Raw genomic sequence first — 23,265 nt, forward strand, 5'->3', positions numbered from 1 at the left:
CCTATGCGGCGCCGAGCATGGGACCGAAGCTGGCACGGTCGGCGAGCCGCGGGTCCTCCCTGTCCGGCACCACCATCACGGGGCTCTTGGCGTGGTGCAGGACGCCGTCGGAGGTGGAGCCCAGGAGCATGCCGGTGAAACCTCCGCGCCCGCGCGTGCCAACGACGATCAGCTCCACATGGCGGCTGGCCTCGACGAGCACGTCCACGGGCGAACCGTCCACGAGCCGGGTTTCGATGGTCAGCCGGGGGAAGTGGCTCTGCAGCCAGGCGACGCCGGCCTTCAGCTGGACCTGGATGTCCGCAAACAGGGCTTCCCTGTCCAAAGGCGCCGGGACCCATGCCAGGGATCCGCTGTACTGGGGCACGGCGCAGATCACCCGGAGCGGTGCTGCCAGCCGCTCGGCCTGGGCCGCGGCCTCGAGAACGGCGACGCGGGCCTGTTCAGAGCCGTCCACGCCCACCACCACGACGTTTTCCACGGGCCCGTACCCTGCCTTGGCCTGCTCGGCCCGGACATGCTTGTCCTGCGTGGTTTCACCCAGCCGGTTTGCGCAAATCAGGGGAACCGTGACGGTGGGGCACTTGGCATGGGCGGGCAGGGCGCTGCTGACGGAACCGAGAAGCCGCCCCACGAAGCCGCCCCGGCCGCGGGTCCCCACTACAAGGAGTTCCGCGGATTCCGAGATTTCCAGCAGCACACCGGAGGCGTCCCCGTTTTCCACCGAGGCGCTGACGTCGATGTTGTAGCCGGCCACTTTGTCCACCGCGTGCTGCAGGATGGCCTCCGCGCCCTCGCGGATCACCGAATCGTCCACGGTGGCATAGCCGCCGTCGAGCCCGGACGCCGCGAAAATGGGCACCGAGTAGGCGGTGACGATATGGAGGGGATGACGGCGGCGCTCGGCTTCGCGGGCTGCCCACACCAAGGCGCACTGCCCATGATCTGAACCGTCGACGCCGACTACGATCCCTTCGGGCCTGACGGCCCTTCGGTCGCCATTCCGTGCCGGGTCCGGATGCAACTCGTGTGCGTCCATTCGGTCCGCCTCCTCGCGATACTGCCCTGATGATGCGGCTATTCTGCCAGAAGCAGAGACTTTCGCCGTCACCGGCAGGCCTCCCGTTCCCGGTTGCGTCAGGCCTGCTTTCATGTCCAACTATTCTCGGTCGGCGACTTGTTAGCAAGCAGGCCGGGAGGCCGTTTCGGGCGGCCGCCTGCGCGGGCTCAACGGCTGCTTGAGGCCCTGGCGCGGGTCACTGTTTCAATGTTTCCGGCGGGCTATCCAGGGACTGAAAAATTCTGTAGTGTTCGAGGCACTATTGATCCGAGATCTGTGTTCCAGAACACAGCCGGGCCATATTTTGTGTCTGCTTGCTGGGGCAGCGGACCGTGCAGGGCGCAGACGCCCTGTGCTTCGAAAATTTCGAGGAGGAAGCTGTAGTGTCAAGCATGCCTGGTCTCAGCGGGGCTGAACGGACCACCACCGTGGTCATCGGCGCCGGCCTTCCCGGTCTGGCCATCGCCACGGAACTCCGCCGGCGGGGCGTGGACTCGATCACCGTCAGCGGGCTTGAAGCGCCCGGCGGGCAGGCGTCCCAGACAGCGCCCCTGCAGCGGTGCGACGCAGCGGGAGGATCCCCCCTTCAGGAGCGCAATGAAATCCTGCGCCAGCTGCGTAATTATGCCTCGAGCCACCAGCTGGACATCCGAAACGGCACCGCCGCCGTTCAGCTGGACAGGATGGACGCGGGGACGGCGGACGCTTCGCTCCACCGCTGGGCCGTCCACACCCCTGACGGCGTGCTGCTGGCCGACCACATCGTGCTGACGCGCTGCGCCCACAGCCAGCTGCGCCGCATGCTCACTGACCTCGGCATCTCCGTGGGGCAAAACCTTGTGGCGGCCATGCGGGCCATCGGCATGTACCTCGTGGGAGTAGGCGAGCTGGTCACGCCGACGCCCAGGGAAGTCCTGCGGCAGGCGAAAGTGGTGGGTCAGGCCATCTCGGCCAAGGTGTACCCGGACAGCGTCCCCTCAGTGTTGACGGGAAGCTTCGCGGCCCTCCAAGCCCCCGCCTGGCAGCCCGGCCCCGCCTAATAGCAAAGCCCCGCTGGCGGCCGGCCCTCGGGCAGTCGGCGACTAGACCCCCTGGCCGCCTGACCCGCCGGGGCGGGCACCGGCGTCGTTGTCCTCAGCATCGGGCGCTTCCCCGGCGTCCGGGTCCTCCGCGTCGTCGCTGACGCCAAGCCTCCGGCGGGCCAGCACACCAAGGGTCACGAGCAGCCCGAGCGCCACCGCGGCGAACACCACGACGCTCCACGGGAACGGCTCCGATGCGTCAGGCACCTTTTCCGGGGCCGGGGTGATGCCCGGCTGGGGCGTACCGGCCGTGGGCACCGGGACTGCCGCCGTCGATCCCGCGGCCCCGGACGTTGCCGTGAACGCGAACGTCCCCTCAATGGGATGCGAATCCGAGCTGACCACGCGCCAAGCCACCGTGTATTTGCCCGCCGGGGCGCCCTCCCGCAGCTTCTGCGAGGCCACGTTGTCGACGATCTCCACTTTGCCGTCCGCCCAGTCAGTTCCGGCGGAGTCGCTGACCTTGACCTGCGAGCCGAGCCCCAGCGGATTCTTGTTGAAGGTGATGGACACCTTGGCCGGCGGCGTGGCCACCGTGGCGCCGTCGGCCGGGCTGCTGGACTCGGCGGCATCGTGCGCGGCGGCCGGACCGGCGGTGAGAAGCAGGGCGGCGAAGGCAAGCGCGCCCAGGACGGCGCTCAGCAGCTGGCGGGTGGAACGCATGGACGGACTTCTCCCTTGTGTTGGCTTCCTTACAGACTAGGCGAAAATGCCGGGAAGGCCCCCTGCCGCCCAATAGGATGCAACCAACCCCAAAACCCCGGAGGACAAATGCTTAAGCAGGGCTCTGCAGTGGACCGGTATTTCAAGATTTCCGAACGGGGGTCAAACTTCTCCCGCGAGGTCCGCGGCGGTTTTGCCACGTTCTTCGCCATGAGCTACATCGTGGTGCTGAACCCCCTGATCCTGTCCGGCCCGGATTCCTCCGGCGCAACGCTGGGCTTCCCGGCCGTCGCTGCCGTCACCGCCTTCGTGGCAGGCATCCTGACCATCCTGATGGGTGCCTGGGCCAAGCACCCCTTCGCGCTGGCCACCGGCCTGGGCGTCAACGCCTTCGTGGCCGTCACGGTGGCCACCAACCCAGGGCTGACCTGGCCGGACATGATGGGGCTGGTGGTCCTCTCCGGCATCACCATGCTGATCCTGGTCCTCACCGGCTTCCGGACCGCCGTGTTCAAGGCGGTTCCGGACGGACTGAAGACGGCGATCGTCGTGGGCATCGGCCTCTTCATCGCCCTGATCGGACTGGTCAACGCCGGCTTCGTGCGCCGCATCCCGGACGCTGCCGGCACCACGGTGCCGGTGGGTCTGGGGTTCGACGGCAAGCTCCTGGGCTGGCCGACGCTGGTGTTCGTCTTTGGACTCATCCTCACCACCGGCCTGCTGGTCCGCAACGTCAAGGGCGCCATTCTGATCGGCATCGTCGCGTCCACCATCCTGTCCGTGATCCTTGAAGTCACGCTGCACATCGGCCCGAGCTTCGACGGCAAGAACGTCAACCCGCAGGGCTGGTCCCTGGTTGCCCCCAAGTTCACCGAGTGGGCCGCCCCGGACCTCTCGCTGATCGGCAAGGCCAACCCGATCGGCGCCTTCGAGCACCTGGGCGTCGTGGCCGCAACCCTGTTGGCGTTCGTGATCCTGCTCAGCACCTTCTTCGACGCCATGGGCACCATGGTTGGCCTGGCCAACGAGGCCGGAACCGTGGACAAAGAGGGCAACATCCCCAACGTTGACCGGGTGCTGCAGGTCGACGCCCTCGGTGCCATCGTGGGCGGCGGCGCGTCCGTATCCTCCAACCAGATCTACGTCGAGTCCGGCGCCGGCATCGGCGAAGGCGCGCGGACCGGCCTCGCCTCGATCGTGACCGGCCTGCTGTTCCTGGTGGCCATGTTCTTCACCCCGCTCATCAACCTGGTGCCGTTCGAAGCCGTGGCCCCCGCCCTGGTGGTGGTCGGCTTCATGATGGTGGCCCAGGTGGGCAAGATCGACTGGAAGGACTGGGGCATCGCCCTCCCGGCCTTCCTCACGTTCAGCCTGATGCCCTTCACCTACTCGATCGCCAACGGCCTGGGCGCGGGCTTCATCTCCTACGTCACCATCCGGACGTTCCAGGGCCGCGCGCGGGAGGTCCACCCGCTCATGTGGGCAGTGGCCGCGGCCTTCGTCGTGTTCTTCGGCATCGGGCCCATCGAGCAGGCCCTCGGAATGCTCTAGCGGTTCCGGGATTTCAGACAGTACGACGCCGGCGCTGCTGGCTTTGTCCGGCCCCGTGCGGTGAGCTTGAAGCATGGATATTCCCGCGCTCTCCGTCGACGCCCCGCCACCGTCATGGACCGGCCGTTTCGACGGCGACGGCGAAACACACCGCCGCTGGTGGCAGGCGGTGGCTCCGTACGCCGCCACCCGGCACCAGCGCAGTCCGCTCCGCGCTGATCCGCCCGTCAGGGTCACCCTGCCTGCCGAGGCAACTGCTCCGGGCGGCGCAACCACTCCGGGCAGGGCTGGCCGGCCGGCCGTACTTCTGGGTTTCTGCAGCGACGAGGGCGTCCGTCGCAACAAGGGGCGGACGGGCGCCGCGAAGGCGCCCGCCGCGATCCGCACTGCGCTGGGCCCGCTGGCCTTCCACCTGGACCGGCCCGTCCTCGACGCCGGTGACGTGACCGTCCGGGACGGTGAACTCGAAGCGGGCCAGGCCCGGGCCGGGGTGGCGGTCACAGCACTGCTCGACGCCGGGAACCTCACCGTGCTGCTCGGCGGCGGCCACGAGACCGCGTTCGCGAGCTACCTGGGCGTGGCCGGATCCCAGGCCGTCCGCGAAGGGCGGCGGCTGGGGGTGCTGAACCTCGACGCCCACTTCGATCTCCGCGACGAGGCCGTGCCCGGCTCCGGCACGCCGTTCCTCCAGATGGCCCGTGCGGAAGCCGCCGCGGGGCGCGAACTGAAGTACGCCGTCGTCGGGATTTCCGAACCGAACAACACGGGCGCGCTGTTCAGCACGGCCCAGGGGCTGGGCGTGAAATACCTCCTGGACGAGGACTGCACGCGGGACGCCGTGCATGCGTTCGTGGCGGATTTCCTGGCCGACGTCGACGTCCTGTACCTGACCATCGACCTTGACGTGCTGCCGGCGTCCGTGGCCCCGGGGGTGAGCGCCCCGGCGGCGTTCGGCGTCCCGCTGCCGGTGATCAGCGCCGTGTGCCGCCAGGTGTGCGCGAGCGGGAAGCTGCTGCACGCCGACGTGGCGGAGCTGAACCCCTCTTTTGACATTGACAACCGCACGGCCCGGGTGGCGGCGCGCCTGGTCAACACCCTGCTGGGCAGGACGGCCCTGGCAGGCCAGGACACGGCGCTGCCGTACTAATCGTTGGCGCGGGCGGGAGGGCTGGCGGACGCGGCAGGGCTGGCGGACCCCCGCGGGGACGGAACCGGCTTGGGGGTCGACCTTGGAGTCGGCTTGGGGGGCGGCTTTGGAACCGGCTTTGCGACGATCGCCGCCGGCGGCTTGGGGAACGCGGCGGCCGGATACAGCCGCGCCACCTCGATCATGTAATTCGCCCACTGCGGGCCGGCGATCATGTAGCCGTCAATCCGCGAGTAGAACTTGCCGTTGACGGTGAGGTTCCTGCCGGGCCGCTGCTGGCCTTCAAGGGCGTCCCCGAAGAAGGAGGCCGTGGCCAGGCCCGTCGTGTAGCCGAGCACCCACGTGGCACTGTTGCTGTTGTTGGTGCCGGTCTTGGCCGCCACCGGCACGCGGCTCTGGACCTTGGGATTGATATAGATCCCCGAGCCCTTGTTAAGCATGTCCTGCAGCGCCTTGTTCACGCCCCGGGCCACATTCGGGTCCACGGCGTCGCGGCATTCCTGAGCCTGGCCCGGAAGTTTCTGTCCGGCGACATCCGCCACGCGAAGGAGTGCGATCGGTGCGCAGTACCGGCCGTCGGCGGCGAAGGTGGCGAAGGCGTTGGCCATGGACATCGGGGACACGCCGGTGCCGCCCAGCAGGTTGCCAAGCTGGTGCATGTTGATGGGGGTGCCGTCCAGTCCGCTGTGCAGGCCCACCGCATTGACCATGTTCTGGATCCCGCAGAAGTCCAGCTGCGCCGCCTCGGCAAACGTGGCCGTGTTGATGGAGTTGTAGAGCCCGTAGTCGGCCGGCATCTTCCGGTAATAGCCGTCGGAGGCATTCTGCAGGTCATCGGCCGCTTCAAGGCCCGCTTTACGCTGCTTGGTGCTGTAGCCGCCGAGCACCTTCCCGCAGGAGGACCGCCAGCGGAACCCCAGCGGGTACTCCCGCCGTGAAGCATCCACGACTTCGGTCATGGCCCGTCCCTGATGCAGCCATTCGGCGAACGTGAACGGTTTCATGGTGGAACCGGGCTGGAATCCGCCGGCGCCGTTGAGGTCATTGCCGTCGGGGTCCTGGGAGTCCACATTGAAGTTCAGCTGGGTGTCGAACTTTCCGCGCTGCGGCAAAAAGACGGTGTTCTGCGCCATGGCGAGGATTTTGCCCGTACCCGGCTGGACCGTGACCAGCGCGGCGCCCCACTTGGCGGGGTTCGCCCCGGCAGTCGCGTCCACCTGCGCCTGCGCCTTTTCCTGCAGCCTGCTGTCCAGCGTGGTGGTGATGGTCAATCCGCCGCGGTAGAGCTTCTGCTCCCGCGCCTCCGTGTCCGCCCCGTACGCGGGGTTGTTGAGGATCAGGTGGGTGACGTAATCACAGAAGTAGGGCGCCATTGCGGCCGCGGCGCAGCCCTGCTTGGAGGGCACTACCTTCAGCCCCTCGCCCGTGGCCACCGCGGCGTCATGCTGCTTCTTGGTGATCTTGCCCTGGCTGAGCATTGCCGCCAGGACCTGGTTGCGCCGTGCGATGGAGTTCTTCGGGTTGGCCACGGGGTCGTAGAAGCTGGGGCTGTTCACCAGCCCCGCGAGCAGCGCCGCCTGGGGCAGGTTGAGCTTGCTGGCCGGCACGCTGTAGAAGTATTGGGCGGCGGCCTCGATGCCGTAAGCAATGCGGTTGAAGAAGACGATGTTGAGATAGCCCTCCAGGATCTGGTCCTTGGTGAATTTCTTCTCCAGAGCCATCGCCAGCCGCATTTCGCGGAGCTTGTCCCCCACGCTCTTCTGCCCGCTGAGCACCACCTGGTCCTCGCGGCCGGCTGAAATCAGGGCCTCGTTGGCCACGTTGGTGACGTACTGCTGGGTCAGGGTCGAGGCCCCCTGCCTCTCGCCGCGCGTCAGGTTGCTGGCCAGCGCCCGGAGGACGCCCTGCGTATCCACCCCGCTGTGCTCGTAGAAGCGGCTGTCCTCGATGGCCACTACAGCGTCGCGGATGAACGGGGACATCTGCTTCAGCGGGACCCGCACCCTGTTTTCCGCATAGAACGTGGCGATCAGCTTCCCGTCCGCCGTCACCATCCTGGTGGTCTGGGCCGGCGTCGGAACTGCGAGTTCGGTGGGGAGGCTCTTGAAATAGGAGATGGACTTGCTGACGGTGGTGCCCGCGAGCGCGGCCCCCGGAACCAGGAAGCTGGCTACCAAAACCCCGCACATGCCGCTGACGATGACGAACCCCAGCATCGCTGCCAGGGCCCGCGCCGTCCGGAATACAAACCTCTTGCCTGCCATGAAGCTCACCAAACGTCGGAAGTGAATTCAGAATACCCGCCGACCCATGCTGGACAAACCCGGTCATGGGCCCTGTCAAATGCCAGTCATCTTACGTTTGTTGCCTCAGGCCGGTAGGATGGGCTCCGGCCTCGGCACGAATCACAGAAAGTCAGTACATGAGCACAGCAACTATGGAGCGCCCAACCGCTCCTTCAAGCGCGGCAGGCTCCTCGGATTCCCGGTCCATCCACTTGGCCTTCACCAGTGCGGACCAGGTCCACGAGGGCCTGGAGAATGCGGTGGAAGCCCTGATCGAAACAGCGGCCCAGGACGGCGCCTGCGGCATCAGGGTCACGCGCCTCGAACCTGGCCACTACAAGGTGGCCCTCGACGAGTCGGTCCCCTTCGGCGAAACCCACGAGGACATCGCAGCCTAACACGGCCCAGCAAGCAAAAAGCCCCCGCCTCTGGTCTCATCCGTTGCCTTAATCGGCCGGATGATCCCAGGGTCGGGGGCTTTTGTTTGCCTGACTTACGCCCGGCGGACCTGCACGCCGTCGGACTTCATGAAGAGCTGCGTCTCGGAGATCCCGCTGCTGACGAGCCACAGAACGTTGCCGCTCCGTGAGACTTCCTCGACCTCGCCTGCGGCAATAACATGCGCGTGCTTGATGATTTCGACCCGCTCGCCCGCGTGCAACGATCCCCAGTCGGAAACCGTGGCCGTGTGTGCGATGCGTCTGGACAGGACTGCCCCGCGTGCTTTCATGTGAACTTCTACCCCTTTGTATATGTTCTCTGCCACAGCGTCGTTGATGTGACTTTCACTACACCCTCAGTTCTACTACACTCGGCGAGCCCGTGCCCGCCGCGTTGCAGAGTGTTTCGGCGCCGCCGGCAAATGTTTACCGGCGGCGCACACTATTCACCGTTAGGCAAGAATTCCGACGGCGGATTCGGCCGCCGCCCTTACCTCGCCGGAGGCGACCAGCAAGTCGGCTGCTTCCAGTTCCGGTGAGAGGAACCTGTCGGCTCCCGGACCCTCGACGACCCCGCGGAGCGCCGCGACAACCGCGGCGCCCGCCGGACCCGGAGTCAGCAGACCGCCGGAGAGCTGCGCGCGCATGTCGAGGGCGCGGGCGGACGTCACCAGTTCGATCGCCAGGACGCGGCGCAGGTTCTCGACGGCCTTCCGGAGTTTTCGGGCGGCGTGCCAGCCCATGGACACGTGGTCCTCCTGCATGGCTGAGCTCGGAATCGAGTCCACAGACGCCGGCACGGCGAGCCGCTTGTTGTCCGAGACCAGCCCGGCCTGGGTGTACTGCGCGATCATGAGCCCCGAATCCACGCCCGGATCCGCGGCGAGGAACGCCGGCAGCCCGTGCGAACGCGCCGGGTCCAGCATGCGGTCGGTGCGGCGCTCGGCGATGGAACTCAGATCCGCCACGGCAATCGCCAGGAAGTCGAGGACGTACGCCACGGGGGCACCGTGGAAGTTGCCGTTGGACGTCACCCGGCCGTCCGGGAGGACCACGGGGTTGTCGATGGCCGCCGCGAGTTCGCGGGAGGCCACCAGGTCCGCATGGTCCACGGTGTCGCGGACGGCGCCGGCAACCTGCGGTGCGCAGCGCAGCGAGTAGGCGTCCTGGACCCTGGAGTCGCCCACCCGGTGTGAGGCGACAATCGGGGAGTTGGACAGCACGCGCAGCATGTTGTCCGCGCTGGCGGCCTGGCCCGGGTGCGGCCGCAGGGCCGCGTGGAGCTCGGGCAGGAACACCTGGTCCGTGCCGAGCAGCGCCTCGACGCTGAGCGCGGCGGTGATGTCCGCCGTCGTCAGCAACTGGCGGAGATCCGCGATGGCCATGAGGAGCATGCCCAGCATGCCCTCGGTGCCGTTCACCAGCGCCAGGCCCTCCTTCTCCGCGAGCGTGACGGGTTCGATCCCGTGCTCGGCGAGGAGTTCGGACACGGGGCGGCAGTCCTTGCCGCCGTACAGTACGCCGTCGGGTCCGGTGGCTTCGCCCTCGCCCATCAGCACCAGGGCGCAGTGGGACAGCGGGGCGAGGTCGCCGGAGCAGCCCAGCGAGCCGAATTCGCGGACCACCGGGGTGATGCCGGCGTTGAGCACGTCCACCATCGTCTGCAGGACCACCGGGCGGACGCCGGTGCGGCCGGAGGCGAGGGTCTTGGCGCGGAGGAACATGATGCCGCGGACCACCTCGCGTTCGACGGCCGGGCCCATGCCGGCGGCGTGGCTGCGGATCAGCGACTTCTGCAGCTGGGTGCGCAGCTCGTTGGGGATATGCCGGTTGGCGAGCGCACCGAAGCCCGTGGAGATGCCGTACGCGGGCACCTCGCTGTGGGCCAGTTCGTCAATGTGTGCGCGCACCTTGGCAACGGTGTCCAGGGCTTCCGGGGAGATGGTCACCTTCGCGTTGTGGCGTGCGACGGCGACGACGTCCTCGGGGGTGACGCCGCTGGAACCGAGGGTGACGGTCAGCGGTTCGTGGGTTGTGAGGGTCATTGGAAGTTCCTTGCTCGGGGCCGGTGATCGAGCTTGTCGAGATCCAGGTTTCGACAAGCTCGACCACCGAAGTGGCTAGTGGGTTTCGGACGCAGTCTCTTGCATCGGGATGCGGACGCCGCGTTCCTTGGCGACCTCGACGGCGCGGTCGTAGCCGGCGTCGGCGTGGCGGATCACGCCCATGCCGGGGTCATTGGTGAGCAGCCGCTCGAGTTTCTGCGCGGCGAGCTCGGTGCCGTCGGCGACGGAGACCTGGCCGGCGTGGATGGACCGGCCGATGCCGACCCCGCCNTTGGTGAGCAGCCGCTCGAGTTTCTGCGCGGCGAGCTCGGTGCCGTCGGCGACGGAGACCTGGCCGGCGTGGATGGACCGGCCGATGCCGACCCCGCCGCCGTGGTGGATCGAGACCCAGGTGGCGCCGGAGGCGGTGTTGAGCAGGGCGTTCAGCAGCGGCCAGTCCGCGATCGCGTCGGAGCCGTCGGCCATGGCCTCGGTTTCCCGGTACGGGGAGGCGACGGAGCCGGAGTCCAGGTGGTCGCGGCCGATCACGATGGGCGCCTTGACCTTGCCCTCGGCGACGAGCCGGTTGAACAGCAGCCCGGCCTTGGCGCGTTCGCCGTAGCCCAGCCAGCAGATCCGCGCCGGCAGGCCTTCGAACTCGACGCGCTCCCCGGCGGCGTCGATCCAGCGGTGCAGGTGCTTGTTCTCCGGGAACAGTTCCTTGATGGCCGCATCGGTGACGGCGATGTCCTCGGGGTCCCCGGAGAGCGCCACCCAGCGGAACGGGCCAAGACCCTCGCAGAACAGCGGCCGGATGTAGGCCGGAACGAAACCGGGGAACTCGAACGCACGGTCATAGCCGCCCTTGCGGGCCTCGTCGCGGATGGAGTTGCCGTAGTCGAACACCTCGGCGCCGGCGTCCTGGAACTCCACCATGGCCTGGACGTGCCTKGCCATCGAGGCCTGGGCCTTCTTGGTGAAGCCTTCCGGGTCCGCCGCGGCCTCGGCCTGCCATTCGGCGACGGTGATGCCCTCGGGCAGGTAGGACAGCGGGTCGTGGGCGGAGGTCTGGTCCGTGACGATGTCCACGGTCAGCTCCCCGGCCCGGTGGCGGCGCAGGATCTCCGGGACCCAGGTTCGGAGCCAGTTCAAGATGTACATCGCGGNGCCTCGGCCTGCCATTCGGCGACGGTGATGCCCTCGGGCAGGTAGGACAGCGGGTCGTGGGCGGAGGTCTGGTCCGTGACGATGTCCACGGTCAGCTCCCCGGCCCGGTGGCGGCGCAGGATCTCCGGGAACACCTCGGCGGCGTTGCCGACGTAGCCCACGGACCAGCCGCGGCCCTCTTCCTTCGCCTTCAGGACCTTGGCGATGGCGGCGTCGAGGTCCGTCTCGACCTCGTCGAGGTAGCGCTTGCCGGCGCGGCGGCGCAGGCGGGTCTCGTCGACGTCGACAATCAGGCAGGCGCCGTCGTTCAGGGTGACGGCGAGCGGCTGGGCGCCGCCCATGCCGCCGCAGCCGCCGGTGAGGGTNCGGGTCTCGTCGACGTCGACAATCAGGCAGGCGCCGTCGTTCAGGGTGACGGCGAGCGGCTGGGCGCCGCCCATGCCGCCGCAGCCGCCGGTGAGGGTCAGSGTGCCGGCGAGCGTGCCGTCCTCGTCCCCGGTGAGCTTGCGGGCGATCGCGGCGAAGGTCTCGAAGGTGCCCTGCAGGATGCCCTGGGTGCCGATGTAGATCCAGGAACCGGCGGTCATCTGGCCGTACATCATCAGGCCCTCGGCCTCGAGCCGGCGGAACTCGGGCCAGTTCGCCCAGTCCCCCACGAGGTTGGAGTTCGCCAGCAGCACCCGCGGCGCCCACTCGTTGGTCCGGAACACACCCACCGGCTTGCCGGACTGGACCAGCAGCGTCTCGTCCTTCTCCATCGTCTCCAGNAGTTTAAGCGCGTTGCTCATTGTCGCGCCACCGCGGTGCCCTCGGGCGTCTGGATCGTGCTCTTCGCCACACTGGTGGGGGCTTCATGGTTAGTGGCCTGGCAGCCGATCCCCCACGAGGTTGGAGTTCGCCAGCAGCACCCGCGGCGCCCACTCGTTGGTCCGGAACACACCCACCGGCTTGCCGGACTGGACCAGCAGCGTCTCGTCCTTCTCCATCGTCTCCAGGGTGCGGGTAATCGCGTCGAACGCGGCCCAGGACCGGACAGCCCGCCCGGTGCCGCCGTAGACCACCAGGTCATCCGGGCGCTCGGCAACYTCCGGGTCCAGGTTGTTCATSAGCATGCGCAGCGGGGCTTCGGTCTGCCAGGACCTGGCGCTAAGCTCGGTGCCGCGGGCTGCTTTGACCGGGCGGGCACCGGTGGTGAAATCGGCGGGTGCCATGGTGGCTCCTTCGTGTGTTTGATGGTTCGTCCGGCGTTTGCCGGGTAATGGAAGTTCTGTATCCACTAAAGCCTGTCCGGACGGGCGGAAACAGGGGGTTTGGGCCGGTGCTGTCCGGGATTCCAGACGCGCCCACCCTTTCCCAACTAGGTAGCAGTTGATGCCGTTTTGGGGGCTCAAAACGACGCCTGCTGCTACCTAGTTGGGAAGGGCAGCTGGGTGGGCGGGGTCAGGCGGAGCGGCGGCCGTGGATGCGGACGGAGAGTTCGTCGGCGACCTTCTGCACGCGTGCGGCGAGCGCCGGCCACTGGTCCGCTGGCAGCCTGTCCTCGAGGAATGTGACGGCCACTGCCGCCGTCGGCCATCCCAGGTGGTCCGTGACGGCGGCGGCGATGGAACCGAAGCCGGGCGTCACCTCACCGTGTTCCGTGGCGTAGCCGCGCTGGCGGACCTGGTCCAGGTGCGAGGACAGCGACGAGTACTTCATGATGGCCCCGTCCATGTCGTGCCGCGCACTGAACGCGGCGGCGTTCGGATACAGCGCGCGGACCTGGGACTTGGGCAGCGCGGCAAGGATGGCCCGACCGCTGGCGGTGAGGTGGCTCGGCAGCCGTACGCCGACGTCGGTCACGAGCGACGGCCGGTTCTTGGCGCGTTCCTCCACGATGTACAGCACGTCGCGCCCATGCAGCACCGCGAGGTGCGCGCTTTCGCCGATCGCGTCCACGAGGGAGGCGAGCAACGGCCGCCCGAGCCGGGAGAGCGGCTCCTGCCGCGAGTAGGCGGAGCTGAGTTCGAAGGCGCTGATGCCGAGGCCATAGCGCTGTTCCTCGTGCAGGTGCAGGACAAACCCGTTGGCCTCCATCACGCCCAGAAGGTGGTAGACACTGGAACGCGGCAGTCCCAGCGCGGTGGCGATGTTCGACGCCGCCATCGGCCCGCGCCGTGAAGCCAGCAGTTTGAGGATCCTGAGGGTGTTTTCGGCCGCCGGGACTTTCGACGTCGCCTTCGCTGCCGCCTTCGGTGCCCTTACCGCCCCCTGCGGCGCCGGGGTGTCTGCCATTTTTTCCTCCGTCGTTCCGGTTCCGTTCCAGTCCCAGGCTGGGGTGGTGTCCGGGATACCGTACTTAAGCGTGCGCCTTCGCGAGTGACTTGCCGGGCGAAGCGACTCCCTACGTGTCCGGAATACCAGACAATTGCCGCATTGGCCAGAGTCCGCCGGCGGAGCCTCCGGAGGTAGCGTTAGGCATGGACTCACCGCTGGCCGGGAAGGTCGCCCTGGTTGCCGGTGCCACACGCGGGGCCGGTCGAGGCACCGCGGTGGCGCTGGGCGAGGCGGGCGCCGTCGTCTATTGCACGGGCCGCACCACCCGGGACCGCAGGTCCGCCTACAACCGTGCCGAAACCATCGAGGAGACGGCCGAGATGGTGACCTCGGCCGGCGGGACCGGCATCGCTGCCGCCGTCGACCACCTCAATGCCGCCGAGGTGGAACAACTGATCCGCCGGATTGACGCCGAGCGCGGACGGCTGGACGTCCTGGTCAACGATGTATGGGGCGGCGAGAACCTCATCGAGTGGAATACGCCGCTGTGGGAGCACAACCTCGATGCCGGGCTGAAAATGCTCCACGGCGCCGTGGACACGCATCTGGTCGCCAGCCATTTCGCACTCCCCCTCCTCATCCGGCGCCCTGGCGGGCTCGTGGTGGAGATGACGGACGGGACCCGGGAGTACAACACGGCGCACTACCGGCTCTCGGCGTTCTACGACCTCGCAAAGTCCGCCGTCCTCCGCCTCGCCTTCAGCCAGGCCGAGGAGCTTAAGCCGTTCGGATGCACAGCGCTGGCCCTGACCCCCGGCTGGATGCGCTCGGAAATGATGCTGGAACACTACGGTGTGACAGAAACGAACTGGCGCGACGGTGCAGCAATAAACCCGCACTTCGCCGCGATCTCGGAAAGCCCGCGCTTCGTGGGCCGCGCAGTCGCCGCGCTGGCAGCGGACCCGGACGTGCATCTCCGCAACGGCGGCTCGTTCTCCTCCGGCGGACTGGCCCGTGAGTACGGATTCACCGATGTTGACGGCTCGCAGCCCGACTGCTGGCGGTACCTGGCCGAGGTCCAGGATGCCGGTCTTCCCGCGGATCCCACCGGCTACCGCTGACGGCCTGCCGCCGCACAGTCTGAAATTGAAGACACCAAGGCCCCGTGAGGCTCATCACGTGCGTCCCGGAAATGGTCTGCTGGTAAACGATCCCCCTCCCAAAGACGAGAAGGTATTCGTATGCAGCAAGCACCAGACGCCCTAAAGACGGCACCCGCAGCCGCGATCCGCGCGGCAAGCACCACGGTGGAAACCGTCCTCAACCGCGGACTCAACGTCCGGCACATCCGCTTCATGGCGCTGGGCTCGGCCATCGGCACCGGGCTGTTCTACGGGTCCGCGTCCGCGATCCAGAAGGCCGGGCCCGCCGTGCTGTTCGCCTACATGATCGGCGGCGCCGCGGTGTTCATGGTGATGCGGGCACTGGGCGAAATGGCAGTCCGGCACCCGGTGTCAGGCTCCTTCGGACAGTACGCCAGCCGCTACCTCGGCCCGCTGGCGGGCTTCGTGACCGGCTGGACGTACGTCTTCGAAATGGCGATCGTCGCCATTGCCGACGTCACCGCGTTCAGCATCTACATGGGCTTCTGGTTCCCTGCCGTGGAACGCTGGATCTGGGTCCTGGCCATCATCTTCCTCCTCGCAGCCCTGAACCTGCTGAGCGTGAAGGTGTTCGGCGAACTTGAGTTCTGGTTCACCCTGGTCAAGGTCGTGGCCATCATCGCGATGATCGCGGGTGGCGCGGCAATCCTCGCCTTCGGGTTCCAGGCCGGCGGGTCCTCGCCAGCGCCGGGCCTTGGCAACCTCGTGGACCACGGCGGAATGTTCCCGCAGGGCTTCGAGGGGCTTCTGGCCTCGTTCGCCGTCGTAATGTTCGCCTTCGGCGGGATTGAAACCATCGGGATCACGGCCGGCGAAGCCGCCGACCCCAAGAACGTGATCCCCAAAGCCGTCAACACGGTGCCCGTCCGCGTGCTGCTGTTCTACGTGCTCACACTTGGCATCCTGATGGCCCTCTTCCCGTGGAATGAGATCGGCAGCAACGGCAGCCCGTTTGTGCAGATCTTCAGCGGCCTGGGCATTCCGGCCGCACCGCACATCCTCAACGCCGTCGTGATCACTGCCGCCCTCTCCGCGATCAACAGTGACATTTTCGGCGCCGGCCGCATCCTGTTCGGCCTGGCCAGACAGGGTCACGCTCCGCAGAGCTTCGGCCGGGTTTCGCGGCACGGCGTGCCCTGGATGACGGTGGTGATGATGGCCGGAATCCTCCTCGTAGGAGTTGTCCTGAACGCTGTCATCCCCGAGGACGTCTTCCTCCTGATCGCCTCAATTGCCACATTCGCCACCGTCTGGGTGTGGGTCATGATCCTGGCCTCCCATGTGGCGATGAAGCGCGAGATCGCCCGCGATGGCCTGCCGGCGTCGGAATTCCCGTCCCCCTGGTGGCCGGCTGCGTCCGTCCTGACCATCGGCTTCATGGCCGTGGTGATCGCCGTCCTCGGCATCTTCGAGGACACCCGCATAGCGCTCTACGTGGGCGCGGTCTGGCTGGGCCTGCTGGTCCTCGCCTACCGGCTTTGGGTCAAGGGGAACGGACGACGGCGGGCACACCTTGAGGACGAAACCTCACCGCTGCCGGTGGTCCGGGGCTGACCTCCAGCGGCCGCGGGGGCCGCCGGCGGCGTGGAATGCCCGCGCCCGAGTAGCCCCCGCGGAAGATAGGCGACGTCGTCGTGGGCGATGATCCCTTCAGCGGACGGCACGAAGGCACCGTGGTAGTCAAGGACGGCCACTGGATCGGGCTCCGGTCCTCGGGCCGGACCGCTTCGGCAAGTCCTACCTGGTCCCGGAATCGGCCGTCGAGGAGTACATCCGGCAGGCTGGCAGTCCGGCCACCGTTCCGGAGTCGCATCCGAACCGCCGGCGGGATCCCGGGTCAGGCTGATCCAGGGAGGCACGGCGGGTGGCTGCCCACGGGCCGCCGGAGTTACGATCAGGCATGGTGCCTTTGACCAATCTGGTGGCCTTTGCCCTGGTCTCCGCGTTGCTGATCGCCGTCCCCGGACCGAGTGTCCTGTTTGTCATCGGGCGGTCCCTTGCTTTGGGACGGCGGGGCGGCCTGCTCAGCGTTGCGGGCAATGCCGGGGGCGAACTGCTGCAGATCGCAGCAGTGGCGCTGGGCCTGGGCGTGGTGCTGGCGCAGTCGGTGCTGCTGTTCACCGTCGTGAAGTTGGCCGGAGCTGCCTATCTCATCTACCTGGGCATCCAGGCAGTCCGGCAACGCAAGGGGCATTCGGCGGCGCGGGACGTCTCACGTTCCGCCTCCACGCTGCGCATTCTCCGGGAGGGGTTCATTGTGGGAGCCACCAACCCGAAGTCCGTGGTGTTCTTCGTGGCCGTGCTCCCCCAGTTCGTAGACCACGCTGCCGGGGCCATTCCCCTGCAGCTCGCCGTACTGGGGGCCACTTTCCTGGTGATCGCCCTGGTCTCGGACAGTGTCTGGGCCCTCGCCGCCGGCACGGCCCGGCAATGGTTTGCCCGCTCGCCCCACCGGATCTCCGCGGTCAGCGCCACGGGCGGCGTGATGATGATCGGCCTTGGCGGCACCCTCGCCTTAACTGGCACCAAGAACTAGCGGGTTTCGACAGGCTCAGCCACCGGTTCTAGCGCGCCGACCAGCCGCCGTCCATGGTGTAACTGGCTCCGGTCACCATGCCGGCGTCGTTGGACGCCAGCCATGCCACGAGCGAGGCAACCTCCTCAGGCTCGACCAGCCGCTTGACCGCGGACTCGGTCAGCATGACCTTGGCCAGGACCTCCGACTCGGGGATGCCATGGAGCCGCGCCTGGTCCACGATCTGCTTTTCCACGAGAGGGGTCCGCACGTACCCGGGATTGATGCAGTTCGACGTGACTCCGTGCTCACCGCCCTCCAGCGCGGTGACCTTGCTCAGCCCTTCGAGTCCGTGCTTGGCGGAAACGTAGGCGCTCTTGAACGGGGAGGCACGGATCCCGTGCACGGACGAAACATTGATGACGCGGCCGAAACCGTTGGCGTACATGTGCGGCAGCGCCGCCCGGATCAGCAGGAACGGCGCCTCGAGCATGAGCGTGATAATCCTGCGGAAGGCCTCCGGTTCGAAATCCTCGATGGGGCTGACCCGCTGGATTCCCGCGTTGTTGACCAGGATGTCGCAGTCCAGGCTCAGCGCCGCCAGCGCGTCCACGTCCAGGAGGTCCACCGCCCAGGCCGTGCCGCCCACCTCGTCGGCGAGCGCCGCGGCGCCGGCTTCGTCCACGTCCGCCACCACCACTTTGGCCCCCCGGGCCGCGAGCTCGCGCACGCAGGCCGCGCCGATTCCGCTGGCACCGCCGGTCACCACTGCCTTGCGGCCGTTCAGTGTCTTCTCCATTCCGGGACCGCCTATCGAGTTGTGTGACGCCGGGCCGGAGGCGTCGACAGGTCTGCGGCCGGACACTGCCCCGCCAGCAAGGATGGATTCGCGTTCATGGTTTGGCTCCTCAAAGTGTCCACGCTGACACGTGCTGCGTGTTCCAGCACTTCCGATCCACCTGAGTATTGCTGCAGAAAGAACGCGGTTCAATAACTAATCCGGCACTTGATTCGTGCAAAATTGCAGATATGGATGCCAACCCGGATGATCTTCTGGTTCTGCTCGCCGTCTCGCGGTCGGCAAAATTCACGACGGCGGCGCAGGTTTTGGGACTGAACCACACCACGGTTTCGCGCAGGATTGCCGCCCTGGAGAAGGCCCTGGGCGGGCGGGTCCTCTCCCGGGCGGCCGGCGGCTGGGAGCTGACCGAGCTCGGCGCGCAGGCAGCGCTGGTTGCGGAGCAGGTCGAAACGGCGGTGCGCGCGCTGGGACCGTCAGGCCGCCCGCCGGACCCGATCACCGGCGTCGTCCGCATGACCGCAACTGACGGCTTCAGCGCCTACATTGCCGCGCCGGCGGTGGCCCGGCTGCGGCGTAACCATCCCGGGCTCAGCGTGGAGATCGTCACTGTCACCAGGCGGGCCCTGCAGCAGCGCTCCGGACTGGACATCGAAGTGGTGGTGGGTGAGCCGCAGGTGCACCGGGCCGAAGCGTTCCGGCTGGGCGAATATGTCCTCGGCATGTACGCATCCCGGGCGTATCTGGAGGAGAACGGCATGCCAGACTCCGTGGAATCCCTGAGCACGCATCCGCTGGTGTATTTCGTGGACTCCATGCTGCAGGTGGACGACCTCGACGCGCCACGGCGCCTGGTGCCGGCGATGCGGGACGGAGTGAGCTCCACCAATGTGTTTGTCCATGTGGAAGCAACGCGGGCCGGCGCCGGCATCGGGTTCCTGCCGTGTTTCATGGCCGACCGGCACGACGACCTGGTGCGCCTACTGCCCGGGGACATCGCCGAACGGCTGCCCTACTGGATGGTGCTGCGCCCCGACTCGATGCGCCGGCCGGCGGTCGCGGCCGTTGTGCAGGCCGTGCGGGAACAGACCGAGGCCCACCGGGAGTGGCTGCTGGGGCACGGCGGCAACTCATCTGCTGCTCCGTAACCGCCCTTCTGAGGCCTCAAAACGGCAGTTACGGAGCAGGCGACGTAGTCTGTGGGTCGTGACGCAAACGCGCGCCGGTGGCGAAGGCCCGGACCTTGGCATCGTTCCAAATGTGCGCGGGTACAGCCCCGCCCAGGAGCCGGCGCGCCAGCCCGGGATCGTCGTCGAAAGGCTCGTCGCTGCCGGCCATCACCATGTTGCCGTACCGGCGCCCCTTCAGCATGGCGGGATCCGCGATGATCACTGTGTGCTCAAAGGAAGCCGCGATGGTGGCGGCATCCTCGCGGGCATTCTTCAGGTCCGGGCCGTCCCCGGAATTCACCACGTAGATGCCGCCCGGCGCCAGCACGCGCCGCACGTGCGCATTGAACTCCCCCGTGGTCAGGGGACGCGGCGTCAGGGAACCGGCGAAGACATCGCGGATGATGAAGTCGCGGGTCTGCGGGGTCAGGGTCTCCGTCACGGCCCGGGCCTCGCCCACGCGCAGCCGCAGCAGCGGAGCCTTGGGGAGGTCGAACCAGCCGCGGACGTATTCGGCGAGTTTGCCGTCCAGTTCCACCACCACCTGCCGCGCCTCGGGATAGGCCGCGTGAAAATAGCGGGCAAGCGAACAGGCCCCGCCGCCAAGATGCAGCCCGCGCAGTTTTGGCCGGGACTCCGTGGGCCAGCGCGACTCAATCAGGGCCGCCATCCAGCGCATGTACTCGAACTCGAGGAACAGCGGATCGGCGAGGTCGATGTGCGAGCTCATGACACCGTTAATGCGCAGGAGCCAGCCCGTGGAATTGTCCTGGTCCGCGATGAGTTCACAGTCGCCGGTGTCGATGTAGTACACGCCTTCAACGGGACCGTCCGGGCGGGCGCCCCGGGCCAGCTCCACCACGCCGGGAGCTGCCTCGACCGTTTTTCTTCCCGACTTTCCGCGCCGTGCCATCAGTCCTCCGCCGCTTCCGTCATGCTTCAACCCTAGTTGACGGCGGGGGTTGCGGGGATCTCGACAAGCTCGATCAGCGGGGGCCTCGACAGGCTCGATCAGCCGGGGTCCGATCAGCCGTAGCTATGCCTGAGACGGATACTCCTTCGCCGTTGCGGATGCGCTGGACCATGGCCGTGGTGGAGCGCTCTGCCACGTAATCGAGGATGGACACCCGGCCGCCGTAGGCCTCCACCGCCTCGGTTTCCGCGAGCATCTCGGGCGTGTAGTCGCCGCCCTTGGCGTAGACCTCCGGGCGCAGCTGCTCAATCAGCGGAATGGGCGTCGGTGTATCAAAGACGGTGACGTAGTCCACGCAGCCGGGCGCTCCTCTGCGAGCCGTTGCGGAAGCCACGCGGCGAGACCCCGTTGCTCGGTCAGGTCCGGCAGACCGTTCGCGTTCTGGCGCGAGCCGCTCACGGATCAGTCTCTTCCGCCGGGGTGACCCCCGGTGCCGGGGCAGCCGGGCCTGGCAACGCCGAAGACCTCATTGACCTTGACGGTGCCGACCCGCAGGGCGGCGATGGCCTGCTGGGCGTGCGCGATGCTCCCGGTCAGGACGGTCGCGGCCAGCCCGTGGCGGCCCGACGCGGCGAGGCTAAGCCCCTGCTCGAAGTGTCCACCACCCGGACCGGAGCCACGGGCCCGAACGTTTCCTCGGCCATGACGTCCATGGTGTCGGTGCATTCAAGGAGCACTATGGTCGATCGCATGGGGCTCCTCGCTGTGGGTCGCCGGTTCCTGGATGCCGCCGTCTTCTGACGTCATCCGTACCCAGGCGACTGCGGATTTACACGCCGCCGCGTCAGGGAGTTTTCAACGCTGGCAAGGGGCGCCGGGGCGCCGTATGGTGGCACCAGGGACCGTGCCCGCAGGGCCCTGGTCCGCCCGGAGAGAGCCGAAAGGGCTGACGCCATGGGACACCTCAACGCCGACTTTGGCGGAGCACGCATGACCGGGTACGGAGTCGGACCCGTATTGGAGGAATTCACCGGGGTCTCGCGGATTGCCGTGCTTCGCGGCGGCGGGCTGGGCGATCTGATGTACGCCATCCCGGCGGTCACAGCGCTGAAAGCGGCTTATCCGACGTCCACCGTGACACTGCTGGGCACTCCTATTCACGCCGAACTTCTTGCCCAGGTTGAAAGTCCGGTGGATGAAACTGCCATCCTTCCGTTCGCGGAAGGCGTGCGTCCCGGGGCCGTGGATGAGGAGAATCTGGACAGGTTCATCGCCGGGATGCGCGCCCGAGATTTCGACCTCGCCGTCCAGCTGCACGGCGGCGGACGCTATTCCAACCCCTTCCTGCTCCGGCTTGGCGCGCGGCACACCGTGGGTGCCGGGACGCCGGATGCCGCCAGGCTTGAGCGCACCGTGCCCTACGCGTATTACCAGCACGAGCCGCTGCGGGCGCTCGAGGTGGCGGGTTACGCCGGTGCACCGCCGGTTGATCTGGAGGCCCGGCTGCGTCCCCGGCCGGAGTTTGAGAGGCAGCTGGCCGTTAGCCTCGCCGGCGACACCCGCACCGTGGTGGTGATCCACCCGGGCGCCACCGATCCCCGCCGGCGCTGGCCGGCCGAACGATTCGCCGCCGTGGCCAGACGGGCGGCCGACGACGGCTTCCGGGTTCTGGTGGTCGGTGACCAGAGCGAAAGGGAGCTGGCGGAAACGGTGGTGGAACTCGCCGTCGGCCCTGTCCCGGCCGGAGCGGGCGCCGCGAGGGGCAGCGATTCCGCCGACCACGCCGCTCCGCAGGTGGCCTCGCTCGCCGGGAAACTGAGCCTGGGCGAGCTCGCGGGCCTGCTTGCCGGCTGCAGCGTGGTGGTGGCCAACGACAGCGGCCCCCGGCACCTGGCCCAGGCCCTGGGGACGCCGACAGTGGGCATCTTCTGGGCGGGCAATGCCATCAACGCCGCGCCGCTGGGCCGCAGCATGCACCGGATCCACCTTGGCTGGGCCACCCACTGCCCCGAATGCGGGATCGACATCACCCAGGTGGGGTGGACTGCGCCGCGGTGCCGGCACGATGTGTCCACGGTGGAGGCCGTGGCAGCGGACGCCGTCTACGAGGACGTCCTCCAGCTCACGGCCATGACCCCTCGTCCTCGTGGCAGATGAGCATTTCGCGTATTTCGCACCCGGCGGGCTGGGACAGCACGAACAGGATGGCCTGGGCCACGTTGGCCGGATCGGCGGTGTCCAGCGAATCCGGATGCATGCTGCTGGCAGCCGCGTGCGCCTCCCGAACGTCCTCCGCGCTGACGCCGAGTTCGGCCGCCAGTTCCTGGGTTGAAGAAACGCGGCCCAGCGTCTGGGTAAGGTCCGGGACGGTGCGAAGCATTTGCGTCCGCACGTCGTGCACGCGCCGCGGAGGCCGCACGGTCCAGCAGGAACCGCTCAAGTTCCCCGCTGATGGTGGGAGCGGCGTATGCCGGAAAGCTTTCGCCTTTTTCCTTGTCAAAGCCCCTGGCAGCCATGACCAGCCCCAGGTACGCGACCTGGACGAGATCGGAACGCTCCCTGCCGCGCGTGGCAAAGCGCGACGCGAGGGACTCGGCAAGGTCGAGGTAGTTCAGCACCAGCTGGTTCTGGAGGCGTCATGGAGGCGTCATGGAGGCGGCCCGCCTGCGGGGCCGGGCGCCGGTCGCGACGCTCAGGGGGCCGGCGCCCGGCGCCGTCGTACTGGAGATCTTCGTTGCGGACCGGTGTCATGGTCACGGTTGTAGGGGAAGATTCTCTGGCATTGTCGGGGATTCCTTCGACCTGGATCGCTAGAAAGCCTGCGGCAAGACTTAGGAGAGGGGAATCATAAGTGTACTTATTAAACAATGACCCCTGGAGATAGGCTCGGCTCAAAGCACCCCGCGCCCCGGCATCCTCCGGAGGCGGCCGCCGCAGTGTCCCGGCGCAACAAGACGGAGGACCCGCCGGAGCCAGGTCCCGGCGGGTCGGATCACACGTGCGTCGCGTC

17 protein-coding genes and 8 pseudogenes are annotated in these 23,265 nt (G+C 67.8%); 9 read left to right on the forward strand and 16 right to left on the reverse strand.

Annotated features, from left to right (window positions below; all coding sequences use genetic code 11):
* Position 1: 1 nt before the first annotated feature.
* Positions 2-1,039 (reverse strand): universal stress protein, encoded by a 1,038-nt coding sequence (locus ASG92_RS18410; protein WP_056631430.1) that lies wholly within the window; start codon positions 1,037-1,039, stop codon positions 2-4.
* Between the two features lie 413 nt (positions 1,040-1,452).
* On the opposite strand from ASG92_RS18410, the gene ASG92_RS18415 reads away from it, so the two are divergent.
* Complete coding sequence (locus ASG92_RS18415; RefSeq protein WP_056632192.1) at positions 1,453-2,100, forward strand: hypothetical protein; 648 nt, start codon at positions 1,453-1,455, stop codon at positions 2,098-2,100.
* A 42-nt stretch (positions 2,101-2,142) separates the two neighbouring features.
* Here the strand turns inward: ASG92_RS18415 and ASG92_RS18420 are convergent, their stop codons facing one another.
* A complete protein-coding gene (locus ASG92_RS18420) occupies positions 2,143-2,805 on the reverse strand; it encodes a copper resistance CopC family protein (RefSeq protein ID WP_056631433.1) in 663 nt (220 codons plus the stop codon).
* Between the two features lie 108 nt (positions 2,806-2,913).
* Here ASG92_RS18420 and ASG92_RS18425 point away from each other — a divergent pair, with 108 nt between their 5' ends.
* Positions 2,914-4,356, forward strand: coding sequence for an NCS2 family permease (locus ASG92_RS18425; protein ID WP_056631436.1), 1,443 nt, complete (start codon positions 2,914-2,916; stop codon positions 4,354-4,356).
* 73 nt (positions 4,357-4,429) lie between these two features.
* Positions 4,430-5,503 (forward strand): formimidoylglutamase, encoded by a 1,074-nt coding sequence (hutG, locus tag ASG92_RS18430; protein WP_056631439.1) that lies wholly within the window; start codon positions 4,430-4,432, stop codon positions 5,501-5,503.
* Here the strand turns inward: hutG and ASG92_RS18435 are convergent.
* A complete protein-coding gene (locus ASG92_RS18435; protein ID WP_082579617.1) occupies positions 5,500-7,767 on the reverse strand; it encodes a transglycosylase domain-containing protein in 2,268 nt (755 codons plus the stop codon). The genes hutG and ASG92_RS18435 overlap by 4 nt on opposite strands.
* A 158-nt stretch (positions 7,768-7,925) precedes the next feature.
* Here ASG92_RS18435 and ASG92_RS18440 point away from each other — a divergent pair, with 158 nt between their 5' ends.
* Complete coding sequence (locus ASG92_RS18440; protein WP_200952014.1) at positions 7,926-8,186, forward strand: hypothetical protein; 261 nt, start codon at positions 7,926-7,928, stop codon at positions 8,184-8,186.
* A gap of 95 nt (positions 8,187-8,281) precedes the next feature.
* On the opposite strand, the gene ASG92_RS18445 is transcribed toward ASG92_RS18440, so the two are convergent.
* The 8 genes and pseudogenes from ASG92_RS18445 to ASG92_RS18470 all read right to left on the reverse strand — a co-directional run bounded on the left by ASG92_RS18445 (position 8,282) and on the right by ASG92_RS18470 (position 13,714).
* A complete protein-coding gene (locus tag ASG92_RS18445; RefSeq protein ID WP_056631446.1) occupies positions 8,282-8,518 on the reverse strand; it encodes a hypothetical protein in 237 nt (78 codons plus the stop codon).
* A 162-nt stretch (positions 8,519-8,680) separates the two neighbouring features.
* Positions 8,681-10,273, reverse strand: coding sequence for a histidine ammonia-lyase (gene hutH, locus ASG92_RS18450; protein ID WP_056631449.1), 1,593 nt, complete (start codon positions 10,271-10,273; stop codon positions 8,681-8,683).
* 75 nt (positions 10,274-10,348) lie between these two features.
* Positions 10,349-10,564 (reverse strand): annotated as a pseudogene (locus ASG92_RS29945) (urocanate hydratase); the annotation flags it as partial.
* Position 10,565: 1 nt separating this feature from the next.
* Positions 10,566-11,439, reverse strand: a pseudogene (hutU, locus tag ASG92_RS18455) (urocanate hydratase); the annotation flags it as partial.
* Position 11,440: 1 nt separating this feature from the next.
* Positions 11,441-11,805, reverse strand: a pseudogene (locus ASG92_RS29950) (urocanate hydratase); the annotation flags it as partial.
* A gap of 1 nt (position 11,806) precedes the next feature.
* Positions 11,807-12,207 (reverse strand): annotated as a pseudogene (locus ASG92_RS29955) (urocanate hydratase); the annotation flags it as partial.
* Between the two features lie 108 nt (positions 12,208-12,315).
* A pseudogene (locus ASG92_RS18465) lies at positions 12,316-12,651 on the reverse strand (urocanate hydratase); the annotation flags it as partial.
* Between the two features lie 229 nt (positions 12,652-12,880).
* The gene (locus ASG92_RS18470) at positions 12,881-13,714 is read right to left on the reverse strand and encodes an IclR family transcriptional regulator (protein ID WP_056631454.1); all 834 of its coding nucleotides are present in this window, start codon (positions 13,712-13,714) and stop codon (positions 12,881-12,883) included.
* A 185-nt stretch (positions 13,715-13,899) separates the two neighbouring features.
* Here ASG92_RS18470 and ASG92_RS18475 point away from each other — a divergent pair, with 185 nt between their 5' ends.
* The 3 genes from ASG92_RS18475 (at position 13,900) to ASG92_RS18485 (ending at position 17,395) form a co-directional block, all read left to right on the forward strand.
* On the forward strand, positions 13,900-14,817 hold the full coding sequence (locus ASG92_RS18475; protein ID WP_056631458.1) for an SDR family oxidoreductase: 918 nt from the start codon (positions 13,900-13,902) through the stop codon (positions 14,815-14,817).
* A gap of 120 nt (positions 14,818-14,937) precedes the next feature.
* The gene (locus tag ASG92_RS18480; protein WP_056631461.1) at positions 14,938-16,413 is read left to right on the forward strand and encodes an amino acid permease; all 1,476 of its coding nucleotides are present in this window, start codon (positions 14,938-14,940) and stop codon (positions 16,411-16,413) included.
* Between the two features lie 346 nt (positions 16,414-16,759).
* Positions 16,760-17,395, forward strand: a complete 636-nt coding sequence (locus ASG92_RS18485) for a LysE family translocator (protein WP_056631464.1) — start codon at positions 16,760-16,762, stop codon at positions 17,393-17,395.
* A 28-nt stretch (positions 17,396-17,423) separates the two neighbouring features.
* On the opposite strand, the gene ASG92_RS18490 is transcribed toward ASG92_RS18485, so the two are convergent.
* Entirely contained in the window at positions 17,424-18,173 is a 750-nt protein-coding gene (locus tag ASG92_RS18490) for a 3-hydroxybutyrate dehydrogenase (RefSeq protein ID WP_056631466.1), read from the reverse strand.
* Between the two features lie 230 nt (positions 18,174-18,403).
* Here ASG92_RS18490 and ASG92_RS18495 point away from each other — a divergent pair, with 230 nt between their 5' ends.
* Positions 18,404-19,321 carry a LysR family transcriptional regulator gene (locus ASG92_RS18495; RefSeq protein ID WP_056631469.1) on the forward strand — a complete coding sequence of 306 codons (918 nt, stop codon included), beginning with the start codon at positions 18,404-18,406 and terminating at the stop codon, positions 19,319-19,321.
* Between the two features lie 28 nt (positions 19,322-19,349).
* Here the strand turns inward: ASG92_RS18495 and ASG92_RS18500 are convergent, their stop codons facing one another.
* The 3 genes and pseudogenes from ASG92_RS18500 to ASG92_RS27575 form a co-directional block, all read right to left on the reverse strand.
* Positions 19,350-20,255, reverse strand: a complete 906-nt coding sequence (locus tag ASG92_RS18500; protein WP_056631472.1) for a fused MFS/spermidine synthase — start codon at positions 20,253-20,255, stop codon at positions 19,350-19,352.
* A gap of 73 nt (positions 20,256-20,328) precedes the next feature.
* Positions 20,329-20,613 (reverse strand): annotated as a pseudogene (locus tag ASG92_RS18505) (hypothetical protein); the annotation flags it as partial.
* A 158-nt stretch (positions 20,614-20,771) separates the two neighbouring features.
* Positions 20,772-20,992, reverse strand: a pseudogene (locus ASG92_RS27575) (aldehyde dehydrogenase family protein); the annotation flags it as partial.
* 217 nt (positions 20,993-21,209) lie between these two features.
* On the opposite strand from ASG92_RS27575, the gene ASG92_RS18515 reads away from it, so the two are divergent.
* Positions 21,210-22,412, forward strand: coding sequence for a glycosyltransferase family 9 protein (locus ASG92_RS18515; RefSeq protein WP_056631482.1), 1,203 nt, complete (start codon positions 21,210-21,212; stop codon positions 22,410-22,412).
* Here the strand turns inward: ASG92_RS18515 and ASG92_RS30465 are convergent.
* A pseudogene (locus ASG92_RS30465) lies at positions 22,378-22,885 on the reverse strand (sigma factor); the annotation flags it as partial. The gene ASG92_RS18515 and the pseudogene ASG92_RS30465 sit on opposite strands and share 35 nt — an antisense overlap.
* Between the last annotated feature and the right edge of the window lie 380 nt (positions 22,886-23,265).

This window comes from Arthrobacter sp. Soil736 (assembly GCF_001428005.1).
Taxonomy (GTDB): Bacteria; Actinomycetota; Actinomycetes; order Actinomycetales; family Micrococcaceae; genus Arthrobacter.

What these genes read in the sequence shown, in the direction of transcription:
- ASG92_RS18500 (WP_056631472.1), bottom strand. Translation starts at nt 20,255, where the DNA reads ATGGCACGGCGCGGAAAGTCGGGAAGAAAAACGGTCGAGGCAGCTCCC.
- ASG92_RS18425 (WP_056631436.1), top strand. Translation starts at nt 2,914, where the DNA reads ATGCTTAAGCAGGGCTCTGCAGTGGACCGGTATTTCAAGATTTCCGAA.
- ASG92_RS18435 (WP_082579617.1), bottom strand. Translation starts at nt 7,767, where the DNA reads ATGGCAGGCAAGAGGTTTGTATTCCGGACGGCGCGGGCCCTGGCAGCG.
- ASG92_RS18485 (WP_056631464.1), top strand. Translation starts at nt 16,760, where the DNA reads ATGGTGCCTTTGACCAATCTGGTGGCCTTTGCCCTGGTCTCCGCGTTG.
- ASG92_RS18440 (WP_200952014.1), top strand. Translation starts at nt 7,926, where the DNA reads ATGAGCACAGCAACTATGGAGCGCCCAACCGCTCCTTCAAGCGCGGCA.
- ASG92_RS18495 (WP_056631469.1), top strand. Translation starts at nt 18,404, where the DNA reads ATGGATGCCAACCCGGATGATCTTCTGGTTCTGCTCGCCGTCTCGCGG.
- ASG92_RS18410 (WP_056631430.1), bottom strand. Translation starts at nt 1,039, where the DNA reads ATGGACGCACACGAGTTGCATCCGGACCCGGCACGGAATGGCGACCGA.
- ASG92_RS18515 (WP_056631482.1), top strand. Translation starts at nt 21,210, where the DNA reads ATGGGACACCTCAACGCCGACTTTGGCGGAGCACGCATGACCGGGTAC.
- ASG92_RS18475 (WP_056631458.1), top strand. Translation starts at nt 13,900, where the DNA reads ATGGACTCACCGCTGGCCGGGAAGGTCGCCCTGGTTGCCGGTGCCACA.
- ASG92_RS18490 (WP_056631466.1), bottom strand. Translation starts at nt 18,173, where the DNA reads ATGGAGAAGACACTGAACGGCCGCAAGGCAGTGGTGACCGGCGGTGCC.
- ASG92_RS18470 (WP_056631454.1), bottom strand. Translation starts at nt 13,714, where the DNA reads ATGGCAGACACCCCGGCGCCGCAGGGGGCGGTAAGGGCACCGAAGGCG.
- hutH (WP_056631449.1), bottom strand. Translation starts at nt 10,273, where the DNA reads ATGACCCTCACAACCCACGAACCGCTGACCGTCACCCTCGGTTCCAGC.
- ASG92_RS18480 (WP_056631461.1), top strand. Translation starts at nt 14,938, where the DNA reads ATGCAGCAAGCACCAGACGCCCTAAAGACGGCACCCGCAGCCGCGATC.
- ASG92_RS18445 (WP_056631446.1), bottom strand. Translation starts at nt 8,518, where the DNA reads ATGAAAGCACGCGGGGCAGTCCTGTCCAGACGCATCGCACACACGGCC.
- ASG92_RS18420 (WP_056631433.1), bottom strand. Translation starts at nt 2,805, where the DNA reads ATGCGTTCCACCCGCCAGCTGCTGAGCGCCGTCCTGGGCGCGCTTGCC.
- ASG92_RS18415 (WP_056632192.1), top strand. Translation starts at nt 1,453, where the DNA reads ATGCCTGGTCTCAGCGGGGCTGAACGGACCACCACCGTGGTCATCGGC.
- hutG (WP_056631439.1), top strand. Translation starts at nt 4,430, where the DNA reads ATGGATATTCCCGCGCTCTCCGTCGACGCCCCGCCACCGTCATGGACC.